Source organism: Paenibacillus sp. YIM B09110, assembly GCF_037167145.1.
Classification (GTDB): domain Bacteria; phylum Bacillota; class Bacilli; order Paenibacillales; family Paenibacillaceae; genus Pristimantibacillus.
On record NZ_JBANSP010000005.1, the window covers coordinates 17,525 to 31,375 of the forward strand.

Annotated in this window: 12 protein-coding genes; 3 read left to right on the plus strand and 9 right to left on the minus strand. The window is 50.4% G+C overall.

What is annotated here, in order from left to right; translation table 11 throughout:
• Window positions 1-5 precede the first annotated feature (5 nt).
• The 6 genes from V8F51_RS09005 to V8F51_RS09030 form a co-directional block, all read right to left on the minus strand.
• Window positions 6-1,061 carry an LLM class flavin-dependent oxidoreductase gene (locus V8F51_RS09005; RefSeq protein ID WP_337099852.1) on the minus strand — a complete coding sequence of 352 codons (1,056 nt, stop codon included), beginning with the start codon at window positions 1,059-1,061 and terminating at the stop codon, window positions 6-8.
• Entirely contained in the window at window positions 1,058-2,554 is a 1,497-nt protein-coding gene (locus V8F51_RS09010; protein WP_337099853.1) for a DHA2 family efflux MFS transporter permease subunit, read from the minus strand. Before V8F51_RS09010 ends, V8F51_RS09005 begins: the two co-directional genes overlap by 4 nt.
• A gap of 100 nt (window positions 2,555-2,654) precedes the next feature.
• On the minus strand, window positions 2,655-3,905 hold the full coding sequence (locus V8F51_RS09015) for a M20 metallopeptidase family protein (protein ID WP_337099854.1): 1,251 nt from the start codon (window positions 3,903-3,905) through the stop codon (window positions 2,655-2,657).
• 8 nt (window positions 3,906-3,913) lie between these two features.
• Window positions 3,914-5,242, minus strand: coding sequence for an LLM class flavin-dependent oxidoreductase (locus V8F51_RS09020; protein WP_337099855.1), 1,329 nt, complete (start codon window positions 5,240-5,242; stop codon window positions 3,914-3,916).
• On the minus strand, window positions 5,242-5,775 hold the full coding sequence (locus V8F51_RS09025; protein ID WP_337099856.1) for a GNAT family N-acetyltransferase: 534 nt from the start codon (window positions 5,773-5,775) through the stop codon (window positions 5,242-5,244). The genes V8F51_RS09020 and V8F51_RS09025 overlap by 1 nt, the downstream gene beginning before the upstream one ends.
• A gap of 223 nt (window positions 5,776-5,998) precedes the next feature.
• The gene (locus V8F51_RS09030) at window positions 5,999-6,292 is read right to left on the minus strand and encodes a hypothetical protein (RefSeq protein ID WP_337099857.1); all 294 of its coding nucleotides are present in this window, start codon (window positions 6,290-6,292) and stop codon (window positions 5,999-6,001) included.
• Between the two features lie 197 nt (window positions 6,293-6,489).
• Here V8F51_RS09030 and V8F51_RS09035 point away from each other — a divergent pair, with 197 nt between their 5' ends.
• Window positions 6,490-7,752: a glycosyltransferase family 2 protein gene (locus V8F51_RS09035; RefSeq protein WP_337099858.1), complete on the plus strand. Its 1,263-nt coding sequence runs from the start codon at window positions 6,490-6,492 to the stop codon at window positions 7,750-7,752.
• Here the strand turns inward: V8F51_RS09035 and V8F51_RS09040 are convergent.
• On the minus strand, window positions 7,741-7,944 hold the full coding sequence (locus V8F51_RS09040) for a hypothetical protein (RefSeq protein ID WP_337099859.1): 204 nt from the start codon (window positions 7,942-7,944) through the stop codon (window positions 7,741-7,743). The two genes, V8F51_RS09035 and V8F51_RS09040, sit on opposite strands and share 12 nt — an antisense overlap.
• Before the next feature lie 21 nt (window positions 7,945-7,965).
• On the minus strand, window positions 7,966-8,238 hold the full coding sequence (locus V8F51_RS09045) for a hypothetical protein (protein ID WP_337099860.1): 273 nt from the start codon (window positions 8,236-8,238) through the stop codon (window positions 7,966-7,968).
• Between the two features lie 649 nt (window positions 8,239-8,887).
• On the opposite strand from V8F51_RS09045, the gene V8F51_RS09050 reads away from it, so the two are divergent.
• Window positions 8,888-11,242 (plus strand): glycosyltransferase, encoded by a 2,355-nt coding sequence (locus tag V8F51_RS09050; RefSeq protein WP_337099861.1) that lies wholly within the window; start codon window positions 8,888-8,890, stop codon window positions 11,240-11,242.
• On the plus strand, window positions 11,233-11,982 hold the full coding sequence (locus V8F51_RS09055) for a sulfotransferase (RefSeq protein WP_337099862.1): 750 nt from the start codon (window positions 11,233-11,235) through the stop codon (window positions 11,980-11,982). The genes V8F51_RS09050 and V8F51_RS09055 overlap by 10 nt, the downstream gene beginning before the upstream one ends.
• 135 nt (window positions 11,983-12,117) lie before the next feature.
• On the opposite strand, the gene V8F51_RS09060 is transcribed toward V8F51_RS09055, so the two are convergent.
• Complete coding sequence (locus tag V8F51_RS09060; RefSeq protein WP_337099863.1) at window positions 12,118-13,851, minus strand: ABC transporter substrate-binding protein; 1,734 nt, start codon at window positions 13,849-13,851, stop codon at window positions 12,118-12,120.

Here is a 13,851-nt window from a genome sequence, read left to right on the forward strand (position 1 = left end):
GGCACTCATATAACCGGTGAATGAAGCCCCTCCCACACGCTGCTCGGCACTTCCCTGCGCAGAACGGGGGCAACGTCCGCCGCAAACCGCTCCATCTGTTCCCGCTGCTCGGCTTCGGACAAACCGTCTACGCTAAGCGACAGAACCTGATGACCGAATGCGGCTTGATAATTCAATATTTTCTCGATAACCTGCTCCGCGCTGCCAATCAGACTCGGGCCTCTCGCGATGTGATCCTCCAATGAAGCAAATGGCGATTGATTATGCTGCGCGGCTGCCGTCGCTTGGAAGGCATCGTAATAGGGACGATAACGCCGGATCGCTTCTTCCGTTGTACCTGCGATATATAAGCTGCCCGCTCCTGCGCCAACCACTGCTTTCTTAGGATCGTGACCATAGTAAGCCAGCCTCTCGCGATAATGATCGATTAAGTCTTTATATTTCGCTTGCGGATGGAAGCTGTTCGAGGAAAATAACGGCTCCCCGTACCGAGCCGCAAGCTCAGTCGATCGAGTGCTGGAGGCACTCCCGTGCCAGATCGGAATCGGCCGCTGCAGCGGCCTCGGCTGCGTCGTCACCTGATGAAGCGGCGGCCGGTAATGTCCCTGCCAGTTCACATCTTCCTCCTGCCATAGCCGTTTAAGTAACGCATACCGCTCTTCCATCGAATCCCACTGCTCCTCCTCGGTTATCCCGAAAAGTGGATAATGGCGCGGATCATTCCCTTTGCCGATAATCATCTCCAGACGGCCGCCCGACAAATGATCGAGCGTCGCGTAATCCTCCGCAACCCGAACGGGATCCAATACGCTAAGCACCGTGACGGCGGTAAGCAGCCGGATGCGGGAGGTTCTTGAGGCGATCGCGGTGAGCAGCAGCGGCGGTGAAGACGACAAGAACGGAGCGCCGTGCCGCTCTCCGATGCCATAACCCTCGAAGCCCAGTTTCTCGGCGAGTTCGGCTTGCTTAATGATGTTTTCGAATTTTTCCTTTGTCGTAAAATGCTCCCCCGTGACCGGATTCGCCAAATTCATGACAAGGCTAAACCAAATGAATTTCATAAGCTTTCGCTTCCCTTCGGAGAGTGGATTGTGGATACCGGCAGCCGTCTGCCAAGCAGCAGCCCAATCGGAATGCCGAATGCGACGATGATGCTCGATACCAGAAACACATCATGAATACTGAGCATAAGCGCGAGGCGATAAGGGGCGGTTCCTTCGACCGAGCCTCCCAGCGCCGCCTGATGAACCTCCATTCGCCAATAATACAGCGAGGTGCAGACGCCAAGCGCCATCGCGCTGAACACCTGCCTCAGCCAATTAAGCAATGCCGATGCATGTCCCAGCAATTCCGGAGGAACAGACGACATACTTGCGTTCGTCGCCGGCGTCGAAGCAAGCCCGGTTCCGATATTGCGGATTCCCATCCAGAGCATAATCGCTATCAGACTTGTCTCCGGGCGCAATCCGCTAAAATAATAGGTGCTGATGAACAAAATGAAACATCCGATCATAATAAGCCTGGCAGGGCCGAGCTTCCCATACCATTTGCCCGCTGCGAAGGTGGCAGCGGTTAAGCAGCCGGCAGCAGGAAGGAAGAGCAGACCGACCTTGAATGGGGTCAGACCTTTCAGTTCGACAAGAAACAACGGCATGAAATAAACGACGGCGTATAGTCCGAACGATAAAATCAACGATGCGGCAAGACTAAGCGCAAATCTAGGGTTGCGCAGCAGCCTAAGCTGCAGGAGAGGATGTTCGCTGCGCCGTGTCTGCCGAACGAAGGCAACGATGCAGCAGACACCGGCCAACAACGTTGTCCAAGTGAGTACGCTGCTCCAGCCCCACTCGCTCATATTCCCGAACAACAGCAGCAAAGCCAGACTTCCGCCGGTAGCAAGCAGCAAACCACGCCAATCGAGCCTTGCAAGGCCATTCGACTGATCCCTCGGAATAACAGCTGCACCCACGGCCCATGCGATGATGCCCACCGGCACGGTCACTAGAAAGATAAGATGCCAGTCGAAGCTTTGCAGCCAACCGCTCAGTGTTGGGCCAATCGCCGTCCCCAGCACAGTGGAGAACGACCAAACGCTTAGGGCGAAGGTCTGCTTTTCTTTGCGGATCGTCCGGTAAATCAGAGCCAGCGAAACCGGTTGAATAAGTCCGCAAAATAGCCCTTGTATAATTCGAAATACGATCAGTGCTTGAATATTCCACGACAACGCGCACAGCAGCGAGCTCACCGTAATTCCCCCGATCGCGAATAGGAACAGCCGTTTACAGCCAAACCGTTCCATCGCAAAACCGCTGATCGGAATAACAATGCCGCTGGCGAGCGTAAAGCCGGTTAACATCCACTGGACGGTGCGCAGCTCCGTGCCGAATATATGAATAAAGCCGGGAAGCGACACGTTGAGCGAGACCACATGATACATGCCAACGAAGGAACCTATGAATATCGCGGCGAGCACCGGCCAGAACGCCGGATACTGTGTTGGCTTCTCCTGTATGTACTTTTCCTTCTGGATACCAAGCAGTGCTCCCAACTTCATTCCTTCTCTCTATTTCATTCTTTACTAGGGTTCCGATTAAAAATAAAACACCGACCGCCGGCAAACCTGCCGGACTGTTGGTGTTAATGAGCGTTACGGGTTAAGCCGTTTCTATTCCTGCGGCGAGCTGAACGAATAGTCTTACACCGTGCACGAGCGCGGCTTCGTCTAGATTGAACTTAGGGGTGTGCAGCCCCTCTCGGATACCAAGCGCCTCATTGCCGCATCCAAGCAGAATGAACGCCCCAGGCACACGGTCAAGATACCAGCCAAAATCCTCTCCGGCAAGACTTGGCGCGTGAAGCTGGATCACCTTCTCCTGCCCGAGCACGGCTGCTCCGGCGCGGACTACCTCACTCACGGCCTGAGCGTCATTAACTACGGCAATCCCCTCGCGATGAACGATCTCATAGGAGCCTCCGTATGAAAGCGCAGCCGCATTGGCATGCCGTTCCAGTCCGCCCTTAATCGCGGCGACCGTCGTTTTGCTGAACGCTCGGAACGTACCTGTTATCACACTCTGCTCCGCAATCGCGTTAATGACTGTTCCGGCGCGCAGCGTTCCGAAAGCAAGCACGGCCTGTTCCAGCGGATCGATGTGATTCGCCATCATACTATTCACTGCGGCAATATAAGCCGCCGTCATTTGAATCGCGTCTACGGCGAGATGAGGTGTGCTGTGATGCCCGTTCTTTCCATGAAACTTGACGTGAAAATGAGAAGAGGCCGCCATCGCGTAATGCGAATGGATGCCAATCGTTCCCGCTTCAAGCTCCGGCCATACATGAAGGGCGTAGCAGCGGTCAACCCCTTCCAGAATACCCGCTTCAAGCAAATCACGTCCGCCCGAGAGCAACCGTCCGTCCAGCGGACTCGGAAGCGCGCCCTCTTCGGCCGGCTGAAAGACGAATCGGATTTCGCCTGCGAAGCTCTCCCTATAAGCGGCCAGCGTCTTCGCCGCGCCAAGCAGCATCGCCGTATGAGCATCATGGCCGCAAGCGTGCATCACGCCGTCGACAGTCGATTTATACTCTACATCATTCAGCTCCGTTATCGGAAGCGCATCCATGTCCGCTCGCAGCACAATCGTTCGGCCGCCTTCCAACCCGCCGCGCAGCACGCCGACAACCCCTTTGCCGAAATGGGGACCTACGTCTAAACGAACGTCGATCCCCCACTCCCCCAGCAATTGCGCCACGATGCCAGCTGTACGATCCGTGCTGTACAGCAGCTCAGGGTGGCGGTGCAAATCGCGCCGAACGGAGACAAGCTCCTCCTGCAACGTACCGGCGAAGGCAAGCATCGCGCTGAGCGCCTCTTCCCGATGCCGTACGATTTCCGTCTCCCTCATACGCAAGGTCACACGTGCTCGGCCGATTTCGTATACCGGTTCTCCGGAATCGGCAGCCCTAGATTGCCGCGCAGCGTTTCTTCCTCGTATTCGGTACGGAACAAGCCGCGCTCTTGCAAGATCGGCACAACGTGTTCGATGAAATCTTCAAGCCCGTGCGGCACGGATGAGCCGACCATAAATCCGTCGGCGGCGCCGGCTTCGAACCACTGCTGTACCCGGTCTGCGACTTGCTCCGGCGTGCCGATGAAGACCGGACGAGGCGTCGCGACTGACAGCGCTACCTGGCGAAGCGTTAGGCTGCGCTCTTTGGCTATCTGTTTGATTTTGTCCGTGGTGCTTTGGAAGCTGTTGCGGCCGAGCTCGCCAAGTTCCGGGAACGGCGCGTCCAGATCGTATTGGGAGAAGTCATGATGCTCGAAGTACCGTCCGAGATAGAGCAGTGCGTTAGCTGGCGATACGAGATCGACGACTTCCTGATATTTGCGTTCCGCTTCCTCTTCCGTGCTGCCGATAACCGGTCCGATGCCCGGGAACACCAGCACGTTATCCGGGTTTCGCCCGAATGCTGCCGCACGACGCTTAACGTCTTCATAGAAAGCGACTGCTTCCTCTAAAGTCTCATGACCGGTGAAGATCGCATCTGCTTGCTTCGCGGCATAATCTTTGCCGACTTCGGAAGCGCCTGCTTGAAAGATAACCGGCTGCCCTTGCTTCGAGCGGGCGATGTTAAGCGGACCTTTGACAGAGAAAAATTCGCCTTCATGATTCAGCGCATGCATTTTGGCCGGATCGAAGAACACGCCTGCCTCTTTGTCGCGAACGAAGGCGTCATCCTCCCAGGAATCCCACAATCCGCGCGTTACTTCCACATATTCCGTCGCGATACGATACCGCCTGCTATGGTCGGGATGCTCCTTCTTACTGTAATTGAGCGCAGAGCCCTCCAGCGGCGAAGTCACGATATTCCAGCCGGCCCGGCCGCCGCTGATCATGTCCAGCGAGCCGAACTGGCGCGCAACGGTGAACGGCTCGCTGTATGAGGTGGACAATGTACCTACGAGCCCGATCCGCTTGCTTACTGCCGCCAGTGCGCTCAGAATGGTCAGAGGCTCGAATCGGTTCAGGAAATGCGGAATCGACTTCTCGTTAATATAGAGACCGTCGGCAATGAAGGCCAGATCGAACTTGCCCGCCTCCGCCTTCTCGACCCACGATTTGTACAATTCGAAATTAACGCTTGCATCGGACGGAATGTCCGGATGTCTCCATAACGAAGTGCTGCTGCCGACACCGTGAAGCATAGCGCCGAGCTTCAATTGTTTACGTTTAGCCATTACACATTACCTCCATTTGTTGTCGATGCTGTTGCTTCCACACGATTATTGACGACCTTGCGCAGCAGATGCATCGTCCCGTCGCCGTTACCTGAATCGAATGATCGAATGCTTTCATAACCTCTTCGCTCGTACATCGGCAGCAGCCACGGATGTTTCTCGGCCGTTCCGAGCGTCACTCCCGGCGCACCAAGCTTATCGCGAATAATCGAATCCTCCACCCAAGTAAGCAGCTTATCCCCGTACCGTTTGCCCTGCTCGCTTGGATGGACGGCGAACCATTTGATAAACGGCAAATCCGTTATCTCCTTTACCTCGCCGTTCTTCGACAACGTTACCGTTGCGACGATTGTGCCGTCAGCCTCCAGCACATAACATTCATTTTGCGTGATGTTATCTCGTATTTGAGCCAGGTCGGCGTTCGCCGCCGGCCATTGCAGCTTAAGCTCCCTAATAAGCGAATAAGCTTCATAGATGATTTCATGCAGACGCTGTGCATCCTCTACGCCGGCTTGCCTGAACAATTCACTCACAACATCACCTCTCCATATACCAATGTATATAATTCCTATAATATTAGTATGAATTAACTTAATACTAATGTATCATCTACTGTTCAATCGCACTAATAGACTTTTTCTATCGATCAATTGAATATTCCTTTAGTACGCGATTTCAATAAAAAACTCCCCATACAGCAGCAGGTTTTACTATTTCACCTGTCTACCGTATGAGGAGCGTTTCATAGCCTTTACCCTATTCAAAGAAACCAAAAAACGGAAAAACCCATAGCACAGGGATCAATCCTATCCAGGCCGCTGCCTTGAACTTGCGCTTATGATACAGGATCCAGCTAGCGACCGCCGTGCCGATATACGCGAGAGGGAACAGCCAAATGGCAACCATCGACACAGTCTGAAGACTGCTTATATCTTCGATTTGATCGGCCATAAGCATCGTCATGAGCACATAAAACGCCCAAAACAAGGTACAAAGGGCAAATACGATCTGCAAAGCAAGCAAAAGCAAAGCCGTTGCGGTATTTTTCATAGGTACACACCTCTTCGTTAATTGTAAGGCTGATTTCTTCACTCTATTTTATCGGCAATCTTAGCGTAAAGTTTATTCATATAAGCGTCAATAAAAAAAGAGGTCATCTATAAAGTGATAACCATATATGGGTTAACGTCATATCCTATATCAGACGCAGCATCGCGTTCCGTATTAAAGGAGGCCGCCCCCCCTCTATGCTTGTATTCGTTCTAGACTCGAAGAACATTGCGGCTGCCAGACAAACAGAACGCAGTGTGCAGTCGGTTATGCCTGATTGCTCATGCGTCCTTATTGAATTTGATTATGCCATTCAAATGAACCGTATGCTTGCAGAGTACGACGAGCCCTTTTTTCTTACGCTTTTTGCGGGGGAGCAGTTGGTGCCAGGCTTTGACAACCAATTAGAGCACTGGATCTCATGTATGTCCGATCGTGATGCCGGAATCGCAATCATCGATGGCCCTCCGCCACGAGGCCCCTTATTATGGCGCACGAGGGCTGTGAAATCCGGAAGTTCAAATGGATTCCAGACCACTGAACTTCTTCCGTTTGAGAGATATGTGTTAGCGGATAAGCAATATGAGCTAGAGGGAATGTGGGAATGCCAACTCCGCAAATCGAATAAATGGCTGCCAAGGCCCAAAAGCAACGAGCACTGGCGAAAGCTCGAAAGCGAAGAGAGGTTCATCCTTCCCATTCTGCAAACGAAGCATTACGAGGAATCGCCTGCGATTCTTCCCCTTATAACTGTTGTCATCTGCACGTTCAATAATGCGGATTACTTGCTGTGGGCGGTGCGCACCGTTTGCAAGCAGTCTTATCGAACATGGGAAATCATGATTGTCGATGACGGTTCAACGGACGGGACTCATGAAAAATGGCTGGCTGGCCCGTTTGCATCGCATCCAGGAATACGTTTTATGAGAAACGAAATAAACAGCGGAAAAGCATTCTGCTTGAATCAGGCTCTGCTTGCCGCTAATGGACAATGGCTGCTCGAGCTTGATTCGGACGATTGGCTTGATCCGACATGCCTGCAAACGCTAGTCAATCAAAGTCTACTATCGCCTGAAGCCGGAGTTATCTATGCTGATCATATGAATTGGATTGAACGGCGGGACAAAAGTTTAGTGCTGAACGCACCGCAATATGACCAAGGCCAAATGACGGTGGAACAATTGCTTCGTGACGCTCTTCCCCTTGCGCCAAGAATGTACAGCATGAAAGCCATAAGTGCTTTAGGAGGCTGGAGCGTTGCCGATCCTTTCCAAGGGCGGCTATACGAAGACGTTCAAATGCTTGCCCGCATTATGCTATCCCGACCTGTATCCTACATTCCGAAGATTCTATACCACCGTAGAATACGTTCATCAAGCATCACTCACCGTCATCCGGACAACTACAAAACCTGGACTCGCTGGATGCTGGATTTCATTCGTTCGGAACTAGGCCGATAGGATGCGGACAAACTCAACATTTTGGACCAAAATAGTAGATTGTGTAATCGGAGTATTGTAATTTGGGCTGGCGACCTGTACGGTGAAAAATCCATCACCAACGCTAATGAGCGTACCTTGGACAAATTGGTTGGTCAAAAAGGCTTCAATGCTTCGTCCAACAAAACCGCTTAAAATCTCAGTAAAAGTCATAAAACCACTACCTCCATTTCGTTAATTTATTGCGGTAATACTACTTATAGGAAGGAGTATAATATCGCCCGTAGGCTCCAGGATATGCACGAAATCGATGCCAACCGCGACTACCGTTCCGGAGATATTGCCTGCGTTTGTCTCAATCGAAGCAACCGCTCCGATTTTTGCTTCCAATATGGCGCGCGCTCTTTGAGTTGGCGCAACAAGGGTACTTACTCCCGCCGCAAGCAGGTTTACCTGTCTTTCCAGCTGGCTTACCTGGCGCTGCAGTTGATTCGTTTCATTGGACAATCTTCTTATTATTGCGGTCAGTGTCCCGATTCGACTGTTAATTCGCCCTACATACCTTACGAATCTTCTGCTCAAGGCTGTAAACTTATTTAAAAGAGAAGGTCTCCTTACTCGGGAGGCTTTCTTTTTTTCGCGCGGCTTTTTCCAGCGACCCGTATAGCACGGAACTGCTCGAAGTCGTTTCTTGACAATATACATGCCACTAACACGCTCCTTAATGAGTTATGCTGTAAGTTTATGGACTTACAAAAACATGGGAACTTGTCTACGGTAAATTAAGCAAACAACCTATTCCTAATTAGCGGCAGGGGACATATTATGGCTAAATGAGTTAGGCTTTGCGAGAAGCCGGTGCTTTTTCTTGAAAATAGTTAGAAGGAGGTCAAATCCTTTGACTGCCGGAACCATTGATTTTCGGTCCCATTATTTAAATCGCCAACAAATCTACAACGAATATATACATGGTCCGTTATCTTCGCAGTCTTTGGAATTGATGAACGTTTTAGCGGAGAGGACTTACAAAGCAATCGTGGTTTATCCGGAGGCCGTTCTTTGGGAGCCGAATCAGCGCCCTCAGCATTTGCTGATAGAGTTGGCCAAGCGGGGATATCTTTGTTTTTTTTGCGAAGACTCCTCAGGACCTTTCAGCTTGCGGGAAGTAGAACCCAATCTGTTTATCGTACAAGGTGAAAAATATCTTCTGTCCGTGCTTAGAAGCCAATCCGTCATCGTTCTATGCAGTTGGCTGGTGCAGATGGCGTGGGCGGATTTCTTGCCTCACAAAACGCTCTGGTACGATATATTGGACCAGCTGGAGTTTTTCTCGTTGTTTGACGATCAAATGGAACAAAAACATAATCAAATCGTGAAGCAGGCAGATATCGTTACTTACTCCGCAACGGCTTTAAAGCGTTACGTTACAGACAGAAGCGATGCCGTATTATTGCCAAACGCTGCAAGAATCGAAGACTTTCTATCACCCGCCGTGTCCGTACCGGAGGATCTTGCTTCCATAGTCGCCACCGGATCACCGATTATCGGCTATTTCGGAGCCGTAGAAGAATGGTTTGCATCGCATTTAGTGAAAGGTCTGGCGGCTAGAAGACCCGATTGGCAGTTTGTTATTTTGGGCCATATCGGTATCGATGAAACGGAGCTGCAAGCCCCTAACATTCATCTGCTTGGTATGAAACCCTACCGGCTCCTCGCTCAATACGGTCAATTTTTTCGCGTCGCTATCATTCCTTTTTTAGTAAATGATTTAACGAATTCCGTCTCCCCGGTAAAATTTTATGAGTATGCCTCCCTTGGCCTGCCAATCGTATCAACCCCCATTTCCGAGATTCTGCCATACCAATCCGACTGGGTCTTTGCTGCAAGAAATATCGCCGGCTTCGAGGCCGCGATTATGAAAGGGTTAAAACCCGAAGTTGCACGCAAGGCGAAGAAATCTGGAACGAAATTAGCCAGTCAAAATCAATGGACAGCTCGTGCCGACCGCATTGAAGAGCTCTTGCTCAGTCGGCCTGCCGTTTGGCAAGCATTCGCGAACTACGATTCATCCGGGAAAATTGCGGTTATGGCAACAACCTTTTTGGATTTTGAAGGTGATAAATTTTACTCTGGCGGAGCGGAAAGATATTTGATTGATCTGTCTCGATTGTTCGAGCAAAAAGGGTATTCGTCCACGATCTATCAATATGGGAATTTTTCGTGGATACGCAGGTTTCAAGGAGTAGATATTGTCTCCTTATCCAGAGGGGGGCAGCATGCCAAAGAATTAAGCATCAGTACAGTGAAAATCTATAGCCGATTATTCCATGAACAAACGGCTGAGCGCTCCATTTTAAACGTATATTCTGCATTCTTTAATGCATGGCCTTTCGAGTTCGGGTATTCAAGCATTGGCATTATTCATGGCGTTGCATGGGATAACCCCGCTTGCCGTTATGAGGACGGCTCCTCGTTCTGGGAAACGAACCGTCGGTTTATCGAGGGGGCAAAGCTTTGCGGCAGGCTGGTTTCCGTAGATAACAATTCGGCAAACTGGTTTCAAACCATAGACTATACCCTTCGCAACAAAATGAAAGTAATCGCGAATTACGTTGATCCGACTGAGTTTTATCCAAATTCGGATCCCAAGAAGTCGGAGGATAGAATCGTTATTTTATACCCCCGCAGACTTTATCATGCTAGAGGACTTCAGCTTGTGCTGCAAGTTATCGACGAAATTCTAATCAAATATCCGCAAGTGGATTTTCATTTCTGCGGTCAGGGCGAATCCGACGATATTCGCATGGTCAAGATGAAAATAAACCGTTGGCCAGGACGGATTAAACACTATACGCTGCCTTTCGATAAAATGTCCGAGGCTTACAACCAAGCGGATATTTCCTTAATCCCTACGCTGTACAGCGAAGGAACGAGCCTCTCCTGTCTGGAAGCCATGTCCTGCGGAAATGCCGTTATTGCAACCAGAGTCGGCGGGTTGTCGGATCTCGTCATTCACGATTACAACGGCTTATTAATCGAGCCCCATGCACATGCGCTAAAAGAAGCCGTTGCGGACTTAATCGAAAATCCTTCCAAGCGGGCTTTATTCAAACAAAGAGCACAGGCCGTTTCACAAAGCTTTTCCAAACAAAGCTGGGAACGTCAGTGGTCAAAGTTAATCGATTCGATGCTCCGCGACAAACAAAACCTTCGCGTCGCGGACGGGAAAAGCCTTTTGATAGAAATTTATTTGTCCAACTACCCGCAAAACGATGGCATCGTCAAAACGATCATTCGGCTCTTGAGCGAAGGGAATCTCCTTTATATCAAATTGAAAGAAGGATCGGCAGCAGTGCGCCACTCCAGCTTTGGTCGATTACAATGGATGAGCTGGGATGAAACGTCTCATTCGGCTCCTGATATAGTCATTAGCGACAGATCTGCCCATGCGGATTTGCCGCTCAACGTTCAAGCCTTGTTCAATGAAGAAGGGGAACTGGTATGGATGTAATCATATCCGCTTTGACGCAACGAACGGGTTCGACGCTGGTTCAACGGATTTTCAATTGTCGAAAGAATACATTGATTTGGGGCGAGCATGGGGGAATTGTATCAGAGTTTGTAAGAATCGCCGATCTCGCCTCCTATTTCTCTAAGATCAGCAAAGACGAGAAAGATGATTTCTTCCAAAACGGCAAAGACCCTAACTTATGGACGGCGAATATGACGCCTGATGAACCTTACATTGAAGTTGCTGTCGCTCAGTCAATTAAAACTCTGTTTGATCACATGTATATCCAACACCGTCATAAGCATGACCGGATTGGCTTCAAAGAGGTACGTTACGGGAAAAGCGAGCTTATGCTGCTGCGGAAATGTTTTCCGGACAGCGCTATTATCCTTGTAGTCAGGAATCCCATTGATATTTGGAGAAGCGAGACGGCATATTGGGCAGACGATGCAGAGGCCTTCGGACAAATTTGGAACGAACGCGCCAAACAATATCGAGAACTTGAGGGGGAGATGCCGGGTACCGTTCTGATTCGTTACGAGGACTTAGTCGAACGTAACGTAAAGACGCTGCAATTATTGTCGGAGCTTGCTCTTGTTTCCCTGGATGAGATTCATCAGGTATTGTCCGTACAACTGAACAGTACACGAAGCACCCGCCCGCAGGATGAGATCGATACAATCATGCGGCTATGCAATGAGGGAATGGCCCTCTTTAATTACGAACACGAATCTTTCTGATGAGCCTAAAATAAAAACCAGTTAGATCAACTGTTTTGACCTAACTGGTTTTTTATTGTTTTTTAGTCGTTTTCATTCCAAGTCGGGGTGCTGTGGTCCCTTATAGGGACACCCCCGCCTTGTCATTCGATGCGATTAATCATTCCATAGCGATACGCGTTCTTTCACGAGAGCCTCGTAGCCGTCTTCCATCTTCTCTACGCCGGCATCGATCAAATCTTTCTGATATTTGTCCCAAATACTGTCGAACTCTCCCGCTTTCGCCAAAATAGCTTGCGGGATACGTTTCCAAGTAATGTCTCTCATCATCCGCTCTTGGAGAACGTTCGTTTCGCTGTCGGCCGGAACCGTGATGTTCCATGCCGCGCCCCACGGACGAACCGGGAACTCTTCAGGCTGCGGGAACAATTCCTTCCAGGTTGACACGCCGTAAGCGGCAAGCGTTTCTTTCTCTACTTCGTTCTGGGTTGCAATGATCTGCTCCGGGAAGCTGGTCGTATAGTAGTTGCCAGAAGAGTCTAATACACCGTCTCCATAACGAGCGCCGAAGTTGGTATAGAAGCCGATACCGCTTTCCTTTTGGAAGCCCGTAGGGTCGTTCTTCTTCTTGTCATTGATCTCTTGCGGAATAACGCGCTTACCATTCTCTATGTTGTAATGCTGGCCCTCGACACCCCAATTAAGGAGGATCTGTCCTTGTTCGGAAGCCAGGTAATCCAAAAACTTAATTGCTCGTACCGGATCCGGGTTGTCCACTGTAATCCCAATACCCCAACCTGCCATAAAACCTGATGGCCATAGAGTTCCGTCCTTGTATTCATCCGACAAAGTTACAGGGAAACGGCCATAACCGTAATCGAACTTGCCTTCTGTCTTTAGCGCGTTCTCCGCTTCAGCATAATCCCACACCTGATCGATCAATCCTATCACGCGACCGGAAGCGATCTTTGCCTTGTATTGATCATACTTCTGTACGAAGCTGTTCGGATCTAACAATCCTTCCAGGTACATATGGTTCAACCAACGGAAGTACTCTTTCTCTTCCGGACGGCGATAGTGGTAAATAACTTCCTGCGTTTCGATGTTGATGTTATACTCGCCGTCATCCGGAGCGCCGGTTGACCAGAATGCCGGGTTCGTAACGGAGATGAGGATGCGCCAGTCGTCGGCGTTCAGCGTGAGGCCGATGTTCGGGTTACCGTTCTCGTCAGTTGGGTGCTTCTCCAAGTATGCCTTGATCGCGTTCTCAAAATCTTGAACCGTATTGATCTTAGGGTAACCAAGTTCCTTAAGGACACGGTGCTGGAGCTTGAAGCCGCCATCCGTCTCGAATGCGCCTCCGCCTACAGCTGAATACGTAGGGATGACGTAAATCGACTTGTCTTCGTTGCTGTAACGCAGACGTTTCATTTCATCGCCGAACAACTTCTTAATATTCGGAGCGTGCTTCTCGATCAGGTCAGTCAAATCAATCATCGCACCTGCTTCAACAAGCTTGCTAAGCTCACCCTTCGGACTGATTAGGTCTGGATACTCGCCCGATGCCGCAATCAGTGATATTTTCTGTGATGAATCGCCGACTGCGAATTCCCCGTCAAGCGTAACGCCGGTTGCTTTCGTAATCTCTTTGCCGACGGCATCCTGCATCTTTTGCCAATTCGGACTTTCGTCAGCGCCATACAGGCTGAACGTGATCGGATCCAACGATTCGACCTCAGCATTGCCGGAGTTTTCTGCGTTCCCTTTGTTTCCCGTGTTTCCTGTATTCCCTGTATTGCCTTCATTGTTGTTGCCGGAGCAACCTGCCAACAAGCCGATAACCAGCGCTGCGGACAACGCGAGGCCAACCCACTTTCTTTTGCTGTTCAT

What these genes read in the sequence shown, in the direction of transcription:
- V8F51_RS09010 (WP_337099853.1), bottom strand. Translation starts at nt 2,554, where the DNA reads ATGAAGTTGGGAGCACTGCTTGGTATCCAGAAGGAAAAGTACATACAG.
- V8F51_RS09035 (WP_337099858.1), top strand. Translation starts at nt 6,490, where the DNA reads ATGCTTGTATTCGTTCTAGACTCGAAGAACATTGCGGCTGCCAGACAA.
- V8F51_RS09015 (WP_337099854.1), bottom strand. Translation starts at nt 3,905, where the DNA reads ATGAGGGAGACGGAAATCGTACGGCATCGGGAAGAGGCGCTCAGCGCG.
- V8F51_RS09005 (WP_337099852.1), bottom strand. Translation starts at nt 1,061, where the DNA reads ATGAAATTCATTTGGTTTAGCCTTGTCATGAATTTGGCGAATCCGGTC.
- V8F51_RS09020 (WP_337099855.1), bottom strand. Translation starts at nt 5,242, where the DNA reads ATGGCTAAACGTAAACAATTGAAGCTCGGCGCTATGCTTCACGGTGTC.
- V8F51_RS09055 (WP_337099862.1), top strand. Translation starts at nt 11,233, where the DNA reads ATGGATGTAATCATATCCGCTTTGACGCAACGAACGGGTTCGACGCTG.
- V8F51_RS09060 (WP_337099863.1), bottom strand. Translation starts at nt 13,851, where the DNA reads ATGAACAGCAAAAGAAAGTGGGTTGGCCTCGCGTTGTCCGCAGCGCTG.
- V8F51_RS09030 (WP_337099857.1), bottom strand. Translation starts at nt 6,292, where the DNA reads ATGAAAAATACCGCAACGGCTTTGCTTTTGCTTGCTTTGCAGATCGTA.
- V8F51_RS09040 (WP_337099859.1), bottom strand. Translation starts at nt 7,944, where the DNA reads ATGACTTTTACTGAGATTTTAAGCGGTTTTGTTGGACGAAGCATTGAA.